The sequence below is a fragment of the Bacillus cereus group sp. MYBK95-2 genome (assembly GCF_051915225.1).
Lineage (GTDB): Bacteria > Bacillota > Bacilli > Bacillales > Bacillaceae_G > Bacillus_A > Bacillus_A cereus.
In genome coordinates this window covers 122,186-137,262 of record NZ_JBQAEH010000007.1, presented here as the reverse complement: position 1 = coordinate 137,262, position 15,077 = coordinate 122,186, and the positions used below count along the sequence as shown (strand labels likewise).

Below are 15,077 nucleotides of genomic sequence, written 5' to 3'. Positions count from 1 at the left end.
ATGCAAGAATAAAGAGTACATTGATATGCATAGAACAATTTGTATTTATCGTGCTTTTAAAAGAATTGTAAAATACCGGAATAAAACAAGACCAGATATGGGCGCGGGATGTGAAGAAAGATTTGCAATTCTTTAAATGGATATGGGAATATCCTAATACTAAACGACCTACAATTTTAAAAGGGTTAGAGCAATTGTCCGAAGAGAAAAAGGTTATTGTTTTAAAATCTCCAAATGAGGTTCGGAAATTTTTAGAGCACATATAATAATAGAATGTGACACAACAATTCTTTTTGGATCTTACCGATTAGTTTAATTAAACTAATCGTTTTTTATTATGAAAAATTTAACGCTTTTTGAAAATTGTATTTTGTAATGAGTATATGACTATAAGTTCATATAAAATGAACGTTTGGAGGAATAGAAAATGACTAATGATTTAATTCAAACAATCGATTCATTAATGGTAAATATTCCAGTTGGAGAGGTAGTATTAAGAGATGATCGAATAAAAAAAGAATGGATAGTGCAAATTCAACCATTTCTTCTTGCAAAGTATGCTGTAACAATGGAACTATATGATGCTATTACAAATAGTACATTAAATAATTTTGATAAAAATCATAAACCAGTTGTCAATATTTCATGGAACGATGCCATTGCGTTTTGTAATGTACTTTCAAAAAAAGCGGGATTAAAAGAATATTATTCTATTAGTGATGGTGGTCAAATTGTGAAATGTAATTTAGATTCGAATGGCTACCGATTACCATCTGAGGCAGAGTGGCAATATGCATGTAAAGCAAGTACAACCGGATATACATACGGGAAACTTCATGATATAGCATGGTATAATGAAAATTCAAATGGAGAAATTCATGACGTTGGCCAAAAAGAACCGAATGCATGGGGACTTTATGATATGCTAGGGAACGTTTGGGAATGGTGCTATGATTTGTATGATGAAAAAGTATACGGATCATACCGCATTTTTCGTGGTGGTAGTTGGGCTGAAGCAGCGAGAGGTTGCGGCGCTACTTGTCGTCGTCGAAGCCATCCTACATTTCATATAGATGATCTCGGTTTTAGACTCGCTAGGTCAATTTAGTAGGAACATGCTACGAACAACTAAGAAAAGAGTATGGAGAAAATCCGTACTCTTGCCAACATAGAAACGATTTAACGTAAGGAGTGTTTATTATGGCGCGTGTTTTATTTATTAACGCTGGATCAGAAGGACATATAAATCCAACTTTACAAGTTGTAGAAGAATTGATTTCTCGTGGTGAAGAGGTCGTTTATTTTTCAATAGAAGCTTTCAGGGAGCGGATTGAGAAGACAGGTGCTACTGTACGAACGATTGATGATCAAAAATTTATAAAAGCGTTTCTATCTGGAGGCAGAAATTATTTACAGGAGAGAATAAATGGCCTTCTACATACAGCGGATATTGTCATACCTAGCGTTCTAGAACAAATTGAAGGTGAACATTTTGATTACATAATTCATGATTCTATGTTTGGCTGTGGCCATTTAATTGCTCAAATCCTTAAACTTCCAGCCATAAATTCATGCACATCTTTTGCGCAGGATGAAAAATCCTTTGAGCAAATGTTAGGTCATCTATCAAAAAATATCCCAGTAGAAATTTATGATAAAATACAGAATGATTTTCAAAACTTAACGAAGGGAATTGCTGAAAAATATGGTGTTGAAATAAAATCATCGTATGAAGTTTTCTGTAATCCTGCACCCCTTACTATTGTATATACAATTAAGGAGTTCCAGCCTTTTGGTGATACGTTTGATGAAACATATAAATTTGTAGGACCATCTATCTCTGCACAAATGAAAAACAGAGACGTTGATTTTACTTCAATTGAAGAAAAAAGTCCGATTTATATTTCATTAGGTACTGTTTTTAATGAAGCGATTGACTTTTATAAACTGTGTATGAAGGCCTTTGAGAATAGTGAGCATACAATTGTTATGTCTATTGGTAGTAAAACAAAAATAAGTGATTTAGGCGAAATTCCTAAAAACTTCATTGTGAAAAACTATGTACCCCAAACTGAGCTGCTTACATATACGAAACTATTTATTACACACGGCGGGATGAACAGTGCGCATGAAGGACTGTATAACGGGATTCCGCTCGTTGTAATACCGCAAAGTGCAGATCAGCCAGTAGTCGCAAAGCAAGTGGAGAGTCTTGGAGCAGGAATAAAATTACAAATGCAAGGATTAACTGCGGATCAACTAAGTGAAAGTGTAGAAATGGTATTAAATAATCCGTCATTTAAAGAAGTTGCTTTGAATTTGAAGAAATCTTTCCAAAAATCAGGTGGATATAAGGAAGCTGTTGATGAAATTTTTATATTTGTAGGTCAGTAAAAAAATGAAATTATACATTAGAAAAGCATCTAAATAGGATGCTTTTTATTTAACTTTATAATTCTTATTTTTAATATTTAGTATGGTTAAAACTAAGGCACTGAGAGATATAAGTATAAGAATAAAAGTTAACTAGTTAAATGTATTGTCAATTATGAAGTAAAGATGATAGATAAATATATTCAAATTTTATTTTAAAATGTTAGGACTTAGTTTTACATGTTAGTAATAATTTCACTGTTTCTGCACAACTTCTGCACATACTCAGGTAATTTCTATGTCATGATATATTCATAAAGTGAAATATTTCACAAGAAAAATATAATTTCACTGCGGTGTATGCATAATTAACACATACATCGGTACAAGTTTGTCTCTTGTTATTCTTTTACATCAAAGCCCATATTCCACTACAAAGTATAACAAGAAGGAGACATGAACATGAATAATCGATTTTTAAAACAACTACAAAATATGAAAATGAACAAAAAAAGTTTAGGAGCTGTAGCATTAACAGCTGGAATTATTAGTACGACACTTATTCCTCAAAATGCTTATGCGCACGGTTTTGTTGAAAAGCCTGGTAGCCGATCTGCTTTATGTAGTCCAACTTATGGTGCGCTAAATGTAAACTGTGGAAGTGTTATGTATGAACCACAAAGTTTAGAAGCTCCAAAAGGGTTCCCACAAGGTGGTCCAGTAGATGGACAAATTGCTTCAGCAGGCGGAAAATTTGGTGGTATTTTAGATCAACAAACAGCAAATCGTTGGTTTAAAAATACAATCACTGGTGGGGAAAATACATTTACTTGGAAGTATACTGCGCCTCACTTAACGAGTAAGTGGCATTACTATATTACTAAAAAAGGATGGAATCCAAATAAAGCGCTAACAAGAGCAGATTTTGAACCAATTGGAACTGTACAACATGATGGTTCTGCAGCTTCAAATAATTTAACTCATAAAATCAATGTACCTACTGATCGTAGTGGATATCATGTGATTTTAGCAGTATGGGATGTAGCTGATACAGCAAATGCATTCTATAATGTAATTGATGTTAATCTTATTAATGATGTGAAACCAGACATAGAAGCGCCAAGTATTCCAAATGGACTTCAGACGCAAAAAGTAACAGCGAATAGTGTAGAACTAACATGGAACGCTTCTACGGATAATGTAGGGGTAAAAGGATATCAAATCTTCCGTAACGGAGAGATGATTGATACAGTACTAGGCACTCATTTTATTGATAAGAAATTACAACCAAGTACAGAATACTCTTATACTGTAAAAGCAATTGACGCAGTTGGAAATGTATCGAAAGAAAGTGCAGCGCTTACAGTAAAAACGACAGTTGAGACTCCTGATACAGAAGCACCAACACAACCAAAAGGATTACATAGTATGGGAACGACAGCGTCAAGTGTGGATTTAATGTGGAGTCCATCTGACGATAATATTGGTGTAGACCATTATGATATTTATAGAGAAACAGAAGGGGCAATGAAAAAGATTGCAACATCCAATACAACTTCTTATTTGGATAAAAATCTGCTCGCTAATACTACTTATAAATATGTAGTGAAAGCTGTTGATGTAGCTGGAAATGAATCCGTACAGAGTGATATATTCACAATTACTACAAAAACTGAAAACGCTTCATATGAAGCGTGGGATGCAAAAAAAGCATATAAAAAGGGAGATAGAGTTCTGCACGAAGGAAAAGTATATGAAGCAGTCCAGAGTTATCAAGGAAATGGTGATCCAAACTGGATTTATGCATTATCATTATGGAAAACAGTGTAAGCTTTACTTAGGTATGAACTAAGAGATGATGGGCTTTGATGCAAAAGGGAATCTTGAGAATTCACTTTTCTATTAATAAAAAAAGGTAGTGTATGAATACATAAGATTCATACACTACCTTTTTATTATGATAATACTTTCGTCATAAGTATATGTGGAATGCCATCTTCCATAAATATATCAGAAGAAGTTTGATAACCTAGTTTTGTATAAAATCCTTCAGCTTGTGTTTGACCGTGTAGTTTCACTTTTATAACTTGTTTGTTACGAGCAAGTTCTTCTAACGTTTGAATGATGACTTTACCTAATCCGTATGTACGATAATCTTTTAAAATGCAAATACGTTCTAATTTTCCGACGCCATCAACAAATCGTATACGCCCTGTACCTACAGGAAGCTCATGATAATAAACTAAAATATGTTTACATTGCTCTCCGATTTCATCGAATGTATCGAATTCATCTGCAAGAGGAACACCTTGTTCTTTTACAAATACTTCTTTTCGAATATGAAAGGCAGTTTCTAAATCAGTAAGTTCTGTTATAAGTTTGGATTGCAAAATGTTCAGTCCTTTCTAGTGTAATCAGCTTGTGTTTTCATAGTATATCATAATAATGCACTATAAAGAGAAGAACATACTAAAAAGCCAACTTTAAAAAGTTAGCTTTTATTACAATTCCTTTATCCCATTTTTAGCGCCGATAATTACTTTACTCGTCATACTTATAAACAACCCTGTTTCAACTACACCAGTAATCATTTTTAATTGAGTGTGTAAATGGGCAGGATTAGAAATATGATTAGGGAATATACAATCGATAATCATGTTATTGTTATCGGTTATATAGGTTTCATTGTTTTTCAAACGTAATGTTGTTTGACATCCTAAAGACTGAATTTTATTTTCGGTTTGTTTCCATGAAAAAGGGATGATTTCAATAGGTAATGGAAAAGTACCTAAATGTGTTACAAGTTTCGATTCATCAGCAATGATAATTAGTTTTTTAGAGGAAGAGGCAACGATTTTTTCACGAAGTAATGCACCGCCACCGCCTTTTATAAGTTGTAAATTTGAATCAATTTCATCCGCTCCATCAATTGTAAGATCAAGACTTTGTACGTCGTTTAACGAAATTAGGGGGATATTTAGTTGCTGTGCTAATGCTTCAGTTTCCTTTGATGTTGGTACAGCTTGAAATGATAATCCTTCTTTTACACGCTCACCTAATTTTTGTATTGTCCAATATACAGTAGAACCTGTACCAAGCCCAATTTTCATGCCATCGTTTACAAAGTTAGCAGCATATTCGCCAGCGAGCTGTTTTAAATTCATCGCTTTACTCCGCCGGACGTGGCCCAGCATCAAGACCTGAATTTTCAACTGTAAGTACCGGACGAACGACTATATCTTTATGTACACGCATTTGACAAGATAATCGTAAATGATCTTCAATTCCTTTTTCCGTCATTGCATGTTTCTCATTCGCACTCGCTTCACAGAAATCACCTGCTAGTATTTCTACTCTACAAGTTGTGCAACGTGCATTCCCGCCGCAACGATGAAGAATGTTGACACCGCTATCTTCAATTGCTAATACTAACTTTGTTCCTTCTTTCACATCAAAAGTTCCCGCACCTTCAATTGTTAATTTTGGCAAATTTGTTCCTCCTCACGTAAAATTGTACATAACATATTTATGACCGCGAATTATTGAACATAAACATTATTTTTTTATATCCCCGTAACTTTTTTTAATGTTGAATCGTTTATTAAGTAAGCGCTGAAAAGGAGTGGTTATTTTGTGCACAAAAGTAACTCATGTTTTAAAGAACCATATCGATATGAATCATTCAAATATAAACTTTTTAATTGAACAATATGGAGAGTTAAAAAGATACTGTACTTTTTTAACGAAAAACAAATGGGATGGGGAAGATCTCGCCCAAGAAACAGTGTGTAAAGTGCTTCAAAAATATAGAAATAAAGATATTTGTATGACACTCGTCTATAAAATAGCAAGAAATCGTTGGTTAGATCAGATAAAGTCTAAGTCTGTTCATGAAAAAATAAGAGAACAAATCACTTTTGAAGAACCACATGAGAACATTGCAGATTTGCATGAAATGGTAGGGAAAGTATTGTCTTCATTAAATGTACAGCAATCCGCAATTTTATTATTAAAAGATGTTTTTCAATATAGTATCGCTGATATTGCTAAAGTGTGTTCTGTATCAGAAGGTGCAGTAAAGGCTTCTTTATTTCGGAGTAGAAATAGGCTGAAAACTGTAAGTGAAGAAGGGATTGAGATAGTCGAATTCACAGAGGATATTGAAGTTGTTGTAACATCTATTCGTGAGGAAAGACCAGAATTGTTAACGAAACTTCTTCCGACAATAGATTTTACTAAGTTACCATCTAAACAGCCAGTGTTATTATTTAATGTGAAAAAACCTTCTTCCTACAGTTGTATGCTTTGCGCAGCATAACAAGTATTGGAGGGATTTAAAATGAATGCAATTCCATATGTAGTAGAACAAACAAAATTAGGAGAACGTTCTTATGATATATATTCAAGGTTATTAAAAGACCGTATTATTATTATCGGCTCAGAAATTAACGATCAAGTAGCGAGTAGTGTCGTAGCGCAATTATTATTTTTAGAAGCAGAAGATGCAGAAAAAGATATATATTTATACATCAATAGCCCAGGAGGTTCAACGACAGCAGGTTTTGCAATATTAGATACGATGAATTTAATTAAACCAGATGTGCAAACGCTATGCATGGGCTTTGCGGCATCATTCGGTGCATTGTTATTATTATCAGGAGCAAAAGGAAAACGGTTTGCGCTCCCTAACAGTGAAATTATGATTCATCAGCCGCTTGGTGGTGCACAAGGGCAAGCAACAGAAATTGAAATAACTGCGAAAAGAATATTAAAGTTAAAGCATGATATTAATAAAATGATTGCAGAAAAAACAGGCCAACCGATTGAAAGAGTAGCACATGATACAGAAAGAGATTATTTTATGACTGCAGAAGAAGCGAAGGTATATGGGATTGTAGATGATGTTGTTACGAAAAAATAAGATGAAAAAGGCTAGAGGATATGTTAATTCTCTAGCCTTTTTATTAATCCTTTACCCATTCATCAACTAATGCTTGATTTTTTTTAATCCATTTTCGCGCAGCTTCTTCAGGATCTTTTGTTTTATTTAACATGACCATTAACGTACCGAGCTGTTCATCGTTCATTTTCCATTTATCAAAGTATTTTATAACATCTGGGTAATCTTTTTCGAAACCTTTACGAACGGAGTAATAAATGTCATCTTTTTCACCATATACTTTCTTAGGGTCTTTTAAATATTTCAAGTCAAATTCTGAAAACCCCCAATGCGGATTCCAAAGCGTAACAGCGATTGGTTTCTTTTTTGTATATGCTTTCTTTAGTTCACTCATCATCGCAGCTTCAGAGGATTGGACAAGTTTTAGTTTTATATCATATTCTTTCATTGCTTTATTCGTTAAATTCATAAGACTACTACCGGGTTCGATACCGACAATTTTATTATCTAGTTCATCTTTATGAGCATTTAAATCTTCGATACTGTTTATGTTTTTCATATAAGAAGGGACGACTAAACCTAGTCCAGTACCTTCGTACCATTTTGATTTTAAGACAATATCATCTTTATAACGATCGTTTAGCGGTTTATCTGTAACTGGTAGCCATACTTCTAAATTCGCATCAACATCGCCACGAGCGACACCAGTCCAAATTGCGGCTTTTTCTAAATACATGAGCTCAACTTTGTAGCCTTTTTCTTCTAATAAAACTTTCCACATGTTTGCAGTTGCAATATTTTCTTTCCAACTTGTTACACCAAGTTTAATTTTTCCTTTCGAATTTGCATTTGTTGCATTACATGAAGTGAAAATCATAGTAATAAATAATGCAAGGCATATAAACCAAATTTTCTTTCGCATCGAAAACCTCCTAAGTAACGTTTGCCTTATAAAATAAATGTATAAGTAAGCATTCTTATTATGAACGGAAACGAGAATTTTAAAGAAATCTTATGAATGTCATTTTTATGTAATATTTCTTTGTAAAATCGCAACACTATGTGAATAGATGGGTAGAAAAGGAGTAGTGACATGGATAATACAAAGGTGCGTGTTGAAAACGTAACAAAAGTATTCGGGAAACATCCGCAAAGAGCCCTTTCCTTATTAAAAGAAGGAAAAAGTAAATCGGAAATTTTAAAAGAGACAGGAATGAACGTTGGGGTGAAAAAAGCAACGTTTGAAGTTTACTCTGGAGAGATTTTCGTTATTATGGGTTTGTCTGGTAGCGGGAAATCTACGCTAGTTCGTATGTTAAATCAATTGATTAAACCAACTGCAGGTCATATATACATAGATGGTGAAGACATCGCAACGATGGGAAAAGAAGAGTTACGGAGAGTAAGAAGAACGAAAATGAGTATGGTATTTCAGAAATTTGCTCTATTTCCGCATCGTACAGTTATACAAAATGTTGCATATGGTTTAGAAATACAAGGAGTTCCGGTTGAAGAGCGAGAGAAAAAAGCGTTAGAATCGCTACAGTTAGTAGGACTCGATCATCATAAAGATAATTATCCAAGTCAACTTAGTGGTGGTATGCAGCAGCGCGTTGGAATCGCAAGGGCACTAACGAATAATCCAGATGTATTACTAATGGACGAGTCATTTAGTGCATTAGATCCACTTATTCGAAAAGAAATGCAAGATGAATTGTTAGAGTTACAAGATAAAATGGAAAAAACGATTATATTTATTACGCATGATTTAGATGAAGCGCTTCGAATTGGAGATCGTATTGCATTAATGAAAGATGGAGAAATCGTCCAAATTGGAACGCCAGAAGAAATTATGATGAGCCCCGCAAATGAATTTGTAGAAAAGTTTGTTGCGGACGTGAATTTAGGAAAAGTAATTACGGCTGAGTCTATTTTAAAACGACCAGAAACTTTATTAATTGATCGTGGACCTCGTGTGGCTCTTCAAATTATGAGGAATGCAGGCGTCTCAACTGTATATGTTGTAAACAAAAAGTATGAGTTTTTAGGTATATTAACTGCGGATGATGCGAGTAAAGCAGTACAAAAACAGTGGCCGATTGCTGATTTATTACTTAATGATATTCCGCATGTGTATTTGGATACTTTACTGGAAGAGACATATGCAAAAATGGCAGAGATGAAATATCCCTTACCAGTAATCGATGAGAAGAAAAGGCTAAGAGGAATTATTAAACGTGAAAGTGTCATTCAAGCTCTTGCAGGAAACATTGAGGAAGAGGTGAAAGACGATGAATAGTATACCACGTATTCCATTAGGGGAATGGGTCGACTCATTTGTTGCAAGTTTATATGAGCACTTTGAAGGCTTATTCCGAGGATTCTCTTATATTATTGGTGGATTCGTTGATTTACTCACTAATTTTTTAACAATAATACCAGCCATATTGATGATTATTATCTTGTGTTTCTTCATTTGGTACACAACGAGGAAATTATCTTTAGTCATTTTTACGCTTATTGGATTATTATTCATTTTGAATATTAACTACTGGGCACAAACGATGCAAACATTAGCACTCGTACTTACGTCTGTTATTATTTCAATTATTGTCGGAATTCCAATTGGTATATTAGCATCTCAAAATGAACGTTTCTCAAAATTTTTAAAACCAACACTAGATTTTATGCAAACAATGCCTGCATTCGTATACCTTATTCCAGCGATCACATTTTTCGGAGTAGGTGTAGTACCTGGAATTATTGCATCAGTAATCTTTGCAATGCCACCGACAATTCGTTTTACTGACTTAGGAATTAGACAAGTTCCAGAAGATTTAATTGAAGCAGCGAATGCATTTGGATCCACTGCATCACAAAAACTATTTAAAGTACAATTACCACTTGCAACCGGAACGATTATGGCTGGTGTGAACCAAAGCATTATGCTTTCGTTATCGATGGTTGTAACAGCATCACTTGTAGGAGCTCCAGGACTTGGAGTTGATGTATATCGCTCTGTAACACAAGTTAATATCGGAATGGGCTTTGAAGCTGGATTAGCTATCGTAGTAATCGCAATTATATTAGACCGTATTACACAAGGGTTCCATACGAAAAGAAAATAATGACCAAAAAACACACTTTTATAATACAAAGTGTGTTTTTTATTGCATCCAGATCACATACGAACGATAACAGAACCTCCAGCTGGCGCACAAACTTGTTTTTTTATTTCATTGATTTAACTCTTCGATGAATAACGATATGTTTGTTTAATAGCGACTTGAAAATCTCTTCTTAAGAAGAGGATTATGTGCTGGAAAAGTATAAGTAATAAAGTACATTTTTTGGAAATTATTAAGTGGAATAGCGAATATATTAGGAGACAGTGAAGTCATGTAAATAGATATTATTTTAGAAGAAATTATGAGAGGAGATGCTATTTTGTCTAAAAAGAAAAAAAGCAATGATGCCTTGGCAATAGGCATCGGTATAGGGGTTGTAATCGGTGTAGTCCAAGGTTATTTTACAAATAATTTAGTAATCGGAATTGTGATTGGGATTGTAATTGGAGTTGTGGTTTTGAAGAAATAATGAGGTTTAAATTCATTTCAAAAATTGCTGTATCAAAAGAGTGAATCTTCGGAATATAAATCCTGTTTTTCCTTTTTTTATGATATTATATATGAAAAGGATGGTGATGAATATGTCAACAAACGATCAAGTAAAACTAAACTGTTTTATTTGTGAAAAGCATAAAGGAAATATTATAGTTCCAGGTGGAGCTATTTACGAAGATGAACTGGTTTACGTTGGACATGTCCACTGGGGTAGTGAAGAAACATACTTGGGTTATGTAATGATAGATATAAAAAGGCATGTACCTGGCCTCGCTGAACTAACAGATGAAGAAGCGAAAGCGTTCGGACTTATAACAAGTAGAGTAAGTAAAGCGCTAAAAGCAAGTGAAGGTGCGGAACATATTTACACTTTTGTTTCAGGAAATGGTGTACCACATATGCATATGCACATCATACCGCGTTATGAAAATACACCAAAAGAGTTTTGGTCACCGACTGAAGTAGCGAAATGGAACGGTGCGCCTTATGGTGACGCAGGAAAAATCAAAAAACTATGCGAAAGATTACGAAAGTATATGGTGAGTGAATATGCATACAACAAATAATAGACAACATTCATGGGTTGGAAGTAGTGAAATGTGTTTAGACGAAGTTTCAGTAAAACAATATGGTGACATCGTGCTCGGTACATATGGTGGGAATATAAGTGCTGGAGCAAAAAAGAACGAAGATGGTGCGTTAGTTTGGTCAAATGGTGATTGGGAATTTGCAGCTATATTAGATGGACATAATAGTGCAGAAAGTGTTGATTTAGTAGTAAATACAATTCAAAAAGAATATGAAAATATAAAAGAAATGATGAATGAATCAATTGATATAGTATTTCGATCTATTGAAAATCATATTCTTACTATCTTTCAATCTTCTTCATTTAAGGAAAAGTGTCAAAGAATTAAAGGTGAAACAGCTTGCTTACTATGTGTAAGAAAAGAAAATTATATATGGTGGCTATCTATTGGAGACTGTTTAGTTTATGTATTTCATGAAGAGTTACATAAGTTAGGACAATATGCATTAAATCAACGTCATTTTTACGAATGGATTGGAAATGTAAACACATTTGATTTACCTGTTCCTTGTTATTCAACAGGCATTCGTGAATTACGTAATGGAAAGAATCGAATTGTAATGGTGACAGATGGAGTATTAGAATGCGGGGAACGTCGGTATGAAACTCCTGTAAATCTGTATAGTGATATGAATAGAAATAATAACGTACTTAAAGTAAATATCCATAATGTTTTAGAACACGTTCACCTGCAATTAGGAAGAGATAGTGCGACGATTATTAGTTGGGACATTGATAATAAAGGAAAAGCTACTTATCCGAGTGATCAGCCAGATAAAAAGTAAAGGAGGAGACATCACTGTTTTTAGTTAAAGGAATTTTATTAATAGTATGGATCATATTCTTAGTTGTTTTGGAAAAAGTAGTGAGAAAAAAATTAAATATACCGAAACAAACAGACTGGAATAGTAAATATGTAAACAACGCTCATAAATGGGGCACTAGGGCTCTTATCGTTTCTTATATAATTGTTACGCTGATATGTGCTACTTTAAATCCTATTTATATTAGTAATTTACCCATTTTATTTTTAATAACCTTATACTGCTTTCAATCATATATGGAATGGAAATTTGATAAAGAATCGAGGGAATATGTCATTTCTTTAGGAACGGTTCCGTTATTAATAATAACAGGAATTATGCTTAATCTTTTCTTTTATAGATATTGGATTTAATTATATATGGAATGAATGGGGAGACAAAATGAAAATGCCTAAATTACGTGCTGAAGCAATGATTGTAAATAAAGATCATACTAAAGTACTAGTACAATGTGATTTAAGTGAAACATTTTATCGTTTTCCAGGAGGCTCTATTGAATTTGGGGAACCAGCAAAAGAAGCGATAATACGAGAATTAATGGAAGAATACGATTTGAAAATTGATGTCCAAGAGCTAGCTGTTGTAAATGAGCATATTTTCGAGTGGAACAACGAAAAAGGACATCATTGTACATTGATACATTGGGGAACTGTTCAAGAGATGGTTACAAATGAAATAAGGCATAAAGAACATGAGAATATTATATTAATATGGATGAGCATAGAGGAATTAAAGGAGAAGCCAACATATCCTGAAGGAATTGTAAGTTATTTAGAAGAGAATAACCATAATATAGTCCACTTTGTTTCTAAAAATATATAAAGTAATTGGAGGGATAACAATGGATACCTCTACAATTTTAATTATTATTATTGGACTGGGTATAGGTGGTTACTTTTTAGAACAGTTTTTAAGAAGAAAATTAAATATGGAGAAAAGAGGCTTCTTTGGATATAAGCATGTGAATAGTTTACATGTAAAATTAGAAATAGGTCTTATTATTATTTATGTAATAAGTAGTTGTTATTATATGTTTAAATTTGAAAACGCTAAAATGGCTCATGTCATGTTCACTTATTTAGGGATATCATGGACTTTAAGAGCATGGATGGAATGGAAATATGATAGAAAATCAAAAGAATATATACTTTCGATAACGGGAATGGTTTCTTTTATATTGATGCTCTCGATACTATTTTATTTCGTTCCACCTGCTGTATAATTAAAAATTTGATTATAAATAATGAGATAACTAATAAATAAGAAACCATTTACTGCTAAATGGTTTCTTATTTAATTTAAACATTTAATTTCGCTAATACGGATTTAATGAAATTTGTTTTATCCTCTGCATATTGATGTTTATCATTAGGATTAGCTTTTGAAAGTTGAATCTTCAACTGTTCATACTGTATACGAGCAGTCTTATTGTCTATTAAGTAATCTCGAAATTGTAATTGTTCTATTAAATGTTTATTCCTTTGTTCATACATATGAATTTGATGAGTTCTTGGTTCACCTTTATTAAAATAATATCTTTCGGGTAATACATCCTTTCTATATTTATAATTTAATAGTTCTAACTTTTGAATACATTTTAAACCGTCTTTATAATCTTCTAGTTCGATTGCAATATCAATAATTGGCTTTGCACTTAAATGCGGAATAGCAGTACTGCCAATATGGTGTATGGCTAAAATATGTTCGCCAATTTGTTTCTCAATGAATTGTTTCTCTTTCATAAACTCAAATTCCCATTCCTCAGTCCACGGAACTAAAAATACTTTCCCGTACGGTAAACCTAGCATTTGTTTAGCACCTCTTTCAAAATGGTTTTCAATAAAGGTAATTATATTTTCTTAAAGCTTCTCAAAACAAGATATTCCCACAATCTCCAAGGAAGAATTTTTCTTGCTAAGATCATAAATTTTACACCTTTTCCAATTGGGTATCGTAATGTTGTGCGCTTAGCTTCAGCAATATCAACGACTTTTTTAGCAACATCTATTGGATTACCAAATGTATCACTGCCGCTATTAATATGTTTTTGTATTTTGTCCATATATTCTTTGTAAGGAGAAGTAGTATCAGATTGGTTTGTAGCTAGTTGTTTACCAACCTCCCATATATTTGTGTTGTAAGAACCAGGTTCAATTAAAGCGACATCTATTCCGAAAGCTTTTAATTCTAAGCGAAGGGATTCACTCCAGCCTTCTAATGCATATTTTGAAGATACATAAGGAGATAAACCAGGGAATCCAACTTGGCCGCTAATGCTGCTTATATTAATGATTTTTCCACTTCTTTGTTTTCTCATATATGGTAAAACAAGCTGGGTAATTGATATAGCTCCAAAAAGGTTCGTTTCAAATTGCTTTCGATATTCGTCTACTTGGATTTCTTCTACAAAGCCCCCATTTGCATATCCTGCATTATTTATAAGGAGATCTATTCTATTAATTTCTTTTAAAAATAATTGGAAATTATGTATAGAATTTTGATCTGTTACATCTAATTGTTGAACTTTTATATTGTGCTGTAAGTTAAGTTGAGTAACTTGGGATAGTAAGGTTCCTTGTTTTTCAAGGTTTCGCATTGTAGCGATAACTAAATAATCTTTTTTTGCGAGTTCGAGTGTAGTTAATAGTCCAAATCCACTTGAGGCTCCAGTAATTATTGCGATTTTTTTATTCATTTTTCGCCAGCTTTCTTTTTCTTTTATCATAACGAGTTATGATAAGAAAATCTATTATTCTTACATTCATTAT

General features: G+C 33.2%; 19 protein-coding genes and 1 pseudogene. 14 read left to right on the top strand and 6 right to left on the bottom strand.

All coding sequences use genetic code 11. The features are described 5' to 3' along the window. Positions 1 to 16: 16 nt before the first annotated feature. From ACTFN4_RS21855 to ACTFN4_RS21840, 4 genes and pseudogenes are all read left to right on the top strand, one after another. Positions 17 to 266 (top strand): annotated as a pseudogene (locus tag ACTFN4_RS21855) (topology modulation protein); the annotation flags it as partial. A 161-nt stretch (positions 267 to 427) separates the two neighbouring features. Beyond that, positions 428 to 1,108: a formylglycine-generating enzyme family protein gene (locus ACTFN4_RS21850; protein WP_088362602.1), complete on the top strand. Its 681-nt coding sequence runs from the start codon at positions 428 to 430 to the stop codon at positions 1,106 to 1,108. Between the two features lie 92 nt (positions 1,109 to 1,200). Beyond that, positions 1,201 to 2,394, top strand: coding sequence for a macrolide family glycosyltransferase (locus ACTFN4_RS21845; protein WP_410989518.1), 1,194 nt, complete (start codon positions 1,201 to 1,203; stop codon positions 2,392 to 2,394). A 441-nt stretch (positions 2,395 to 2,835) separates the two neighbouring features. Beyond that, on the top strand, positions 2,836 to 4,203 hold the full coding sequence (locus ACTFN4_RS21840; RefSeq protein WP_410989519.1) for a lytic polysaccharide monooxygenase: 1,368 nt from the start codon (positions 2,836 to 2,838) through the stop codon (positions 4,201 to 4,203). Positions 4,204 to 4,328: 125 nt separating this feature from the next. On the opposite strand, the gene ACTFN4_RS21835 is transcribed toward ACTFN4_RS21840, so the two are convergent. From ACTFN4_RS21835 to ACTFN4_RS21825, 3 genes are all read right to left on the bottom strand, one after another. Then, on the bottom strand, positions 4,329 to 4,763 hold the full coding sequence (locus ACTFN4_RS21835; RefSeq protein ID WP_410989520.1) for a GNAT family N-acetyltransferase: 435 nt from the start codon (positions 4,761 to 4,763) through the stop codon (positions 4,329 to 4,331). 111 nt (positions 4,764 to 4,874) lie between these two features. Further along, the gene (gene rpiA, locus ACTFN4_RS21830; RefSeq protein WP_001049991.1) at positions 4,875 to 5,537 is read right to left on the bottom strand and encodes a ribose 5-phosphate isomerase A; all 663 of its coding nucleotides are present in this window, start codon (positions 5,535 to 5,537) and stop codon (positions 4,875 to 4,877) included. Positions 5,538 to 5,541: 4 nt separating this feature from the next. Beyond that, entirely contained in the window at positions 5,542 to 5,862 is a 321-nt protein-coding gene (locus ACTFN4_RS21825) for a 2Fe-2S iron-sulfur cluster-binding protein (RefSeq protein ID WP_001125388.1), read from the bottom strand. A 142-nt stretch (positions 5,863 to 6,004) separates the two neighbouring features. Here ACTFN4_RS21825 and ACTFN4_RS21820 point away from each other — a divergent pair, with 142 nt between their 5' ends. After that, on the top strand, positions 6,005 to 6,691 hold the full coding sequence (locus ACTFN4_RS21820) for an RNA polymerase subunit sigma-70 (protein WP_006924302.1): 687 nt from the start codon (positions 6,005 to 6,007) through the stop codon (positions 6,689 to 6,691). 21 nt (positions 6,692 to 6,712) lie between these two features. After that, positions 6,713 to 7,294 carry an ATP-dependent Clp endopeptidase proteolytic subunit ClpP gene (gene clpP, locus ACTFN4_RS21815; protein WP_025687604.1) on the top strand — a complete coding sequence of 194 codons (582 nt, stop codon included), beginning with the start codon at positions 6,713 to 6,715 and terminating at the stop codon, positions 7,292 to 7,294. A gap of 43 nt (positions 7,295 to 7,337) precedes the next feature. On the opposite strand, the gene ACTFN4_RS21810 is transcribed toward clpP, so the two are convergent. Next, positions 7,338 to 8,195, bottom strand: a complete 858-nt coding sequence (locus ACTFN4_RS21810) for a glycine betaine ABC transporter substrate-binding protein (protein WP_065224862.1) — start codon at positions 8,193 to 8,195, stop codon at positions 7,338 to 7,340. Between the two features lie 171 nt (positions 8,196 to 8,366). On the opposite strand from ACTFN4_RS21810, the gene ACTFN4_RS21805 reads away from it, so the two are divergent. The 8 genes from ACTFN4_RS21805 to ACTFN4_RS21770 all read left to right on the top strand — a co-directional run bounded on the left by ACTFN4_RS21805 (position 8,367) and on the right by ACTFN4_RS21770 (position 13,531). Further along, positions 8,367 to 9,572: a quaternary amine ABC transporter ATP-binding protein gene (locus ACTFN4_RS21805; protein WP_000370606.1), complete on the top strand. Its 1,206-nt coding sequence runs from the start codon at positions 8,367 to 8,369 to the stop codon at positions 9,570 to 9,572. Next, positions 9,565 to 10,401 carry an ABC transporter permease gene (locus tag ACTFN4_RS21800; protein ID WP_001084759.1) on the top strand — a complete coding sequence of 279 codons (837 nt, stop codon included), beginning with the start codon at positions 9,565 to 9,567 and terminating at the stop codon, positions 10,399 to 10,401. The genes ACTFN4_RS21805 and ACTFN4_RS21800 overlap by 8 nt, the downstream gene beginning before the upstream one ends. 301 nt (positions 10,402 to 10,702) lie before the next feature. Beyond that, entirely contained in the window at positions 10,703 to 10,870 is a 168-nt protein-coding gene (locus ACTFN4_RS21795; RefSeq protein ID WP_002197850.1) for a hypothetical protein, read from the top strand. A 100-nt stretch (positions 10,871 to 10,970) separates the two neighbouring features. Beyond that, a complete protein-coding gene (locus ACTFN4_RS21790; RefSeq protein ID WP_002197849.1) occupies positions 10,971 to 11,462 on the top strand; it encodes an HIT family protein in 492 nt (163 codons plus the stop codon). Further along, entirely contained in the window at positions 11,446 to 12,270 is an 825-nt protein-coding gene (locus ACTFN4_RS21785; protein WP_000557581.1) for a PP2C family serine/threonine-protein phosphatase, read from the top strand. The genes ACTFN4_RS21790 and ACTFN4_RS21785 overlap by 17 nt, the downstream gene beginning before the upstream one ends. Positions 12,271 to 12,338: 68 nt before the next feature. Further along, positions 12,339 to 12,662: a DUF4181 domain-containing protein gene (locus tag ACTFN4_RS21780; RefSeq protein WP_002197847.1), complete on the top strand. Its 324-nt coding sequence runs from the start codon at positions 12,339 to 12,341 to the stop codon at positions 12,660 to 12,662. Positions 12,663 to 12,690: 28 nt separating this feature from the next. Further along, positions 12,691 to 13,131 (top strand): NUDIX domain-containing protein, encoded by a 441-nt coding sequence (locus ACTFN4_RS21775; protein WP_000783751.1) that lies wholly within the window; start codon positions 12,691 to 12,693, stop codon positions 13,129 to 13,131. Positions 13,132 to 13,150: 19 nt separating this feature from the next. Continuing rightward, a complete protein-coding gene (locus ACTFN4_RS21770) occupies positions 13,151 to 13,531 on the top strand; it encodes a DUF4181 domain-containing protein (RefSeq protein ID WP_000381557.1) in 381 nt (126 codons plus the stop codon). A 76-nt stretch (positions 13,532 to 13,607) separates the two neighbouring features. On the opposite strand, the gene ACTFN4_RS21765 is transcribed toward ACTFN4_RS21770, so the two are convergent. Then, entirely contained in the window at positions 13,608 to 14,117 is a 510-nt protein-coding gene (locus tag ACTFN4_RS21765; protein ID WP_000901197.1) for a GrpB family protein, read from the bottom strand. Between the two features lie 41 nt (positions 14,118 to 14,158). Then, positions 14,159 to 15,004, bottom strand: a complete 846-nt coding sequence (locus ACTFN4_RS21760) for an oxidoreductase (protein WP_060852066.1) — start codon at positions 15,002 to 15,004, stop codon at positions 14,159 to 14,161. Positions 15,005 to 15,077: the final 73 nt, after the last annotated feature.